Below are 1,532 nucleotides of genomic sequence, written 5' to 3'. Positions count from 1 at the left end.
AGAATTTACAATTTTTCCTAATAACGGTAATTCTATATTACTTTTTTTTTTTTTTTTATATACTCTGTACGATCCCGCAAATTGATATATCATAAACTTAAGCGCATTTAGTAATAGCTTTCATTTCCTATTTATGACTATTTTTGAATTATATATTTCTTGTTTCGTATTTTTATAATTCAATTTGTTAGTCCAAACCTATGGCTATATACATTGATACTAACTGCGCTATTCAAAATACCAGTGCAATGTTGATACCACTATTTTAATATAGTTAATCGGTTTGCCAACTTTTGTAATAGTGATACTTTTTGCTTGTTCATTTTACTACTACGAAATTAGCGATTGGTTTGATAAAAACAGCTGCATGGGTTTTGAAGTTTTCCCGCTGAATTAACTTAGATTCAGCGGGTTTAATTGCCAATTATTTTTTTAAACGTAAGAGGAGGAGTAATTTTTGCAAGGTAGAAAACGTTGGTGGCTAGGGTTAATTTTGGTCTTGGCAATTTGGTTAACCCCGCAAACCATGGTAGCAGCCGCTCAATCAGATGATAGTACTGATTTTGAAGTTAAGCCGCTTTTCCCCGAAGAGCAAGTCGATACAACTCTCAACTACTTTAATCTAGCTTATCGGAAAAACTCTACTCATGTCATTAAAATGCAAGTCCAAAATTTTGCCTCTAAGACCATTACAGTGCGGGTTAATTTGCGTAATGCTTATACCCAAGATGGGGGCGGCATTGATTTCACGCCCCAGACTAAAGCGCTTGATCCTAGTTTAAAGCATCCTCTAACTACCTTAATCACGCTGCATCGAGGCGACGAGAAGCTTAAGTTAGGGCCGAAGCAATCCCGCATTATCAGTGCTACCGTTAAGCTGCCTAAAGAGCGCTTTGATGGCATGATCTATGGGGATTGGCACTTTGTCGAACACCCCAAGACGCCCAAGACTAAGGGCGGCATGATTACTTCTAATTACGCCTATTCCGTAGGAATTGTCTTACGCGGACAGAACTATCAGGTCTTTCCCAAGGTGAAATACGCCAAAACCGCGCCGATGCTCTTTAACCGCCACCCCGCTTTAGGAGTTACCTTGCGCAACATTGCTCCCATGGCTATTTCTCAAGCTAACGTCAAAGTAGCAATAGGAGAAGCTGGTGGCGAGGTGCGCACCTTTAACGCCAACAACTTTATGATTGCCCCTAATTCGCGCATTGTGTTGCCCATTTCCTGGAGCTATGATGCGCTCAAAGCCGGCACCTATCAGATTAAAGTCACCCTGAAAGGCTTGAACACGCAGAATCGCTTCCCGGTAAGCTGGACCTTTAACGAAACCATGCAGGTGAATAATTCCCAGGCTAAGACAATCAATGACCGCGCCGTTAAGAAGCCGATTAATTTTTGGCTGTATGCCACGATTATTTGCGGGGTTTTACTGGTGTTAAGTCTCGGCGGTTTAATTTGGACTTTCATGCTTCGGCCGCGCTAGTTTTTAACTATAAAGGAGGTGGTGTCATTTTGAAAGCATTGAT

General features: G+C 40.9%; 1 protein-coding gene. It reads left to right on the top strand.

What is annotated here, in order from left to right:
- The first annotated feature begins 526 nt into the window (after positions 1-526).
- Positions 527-1,489, top strand: coding sequence for a DUF916 and DUF3324 domain-containing protein (locus F5ESL0246_RS08105; RefSeq protein WP_122019589.1), 963 nt, complete (start codon positions 527-529; stop codon positions 1,487-1,489).
- The last annotated feature ends 43 nt before the right edge of the window (positions 1,490-1,532 follow it).

It is taken from the genome of Lactobacillus sp. ESL0246 (genome assembly GCF_003692965.1).
Lineage (GTDB): Bacteria > Bacillota > Bacilli > Lactobacillales > Lactobacillaceae > Lactobacillus.
Note: the sequence above shows the minus strand (reverse complement) of the source record. Positions and strands in the feature narration are given on the sequence as shown.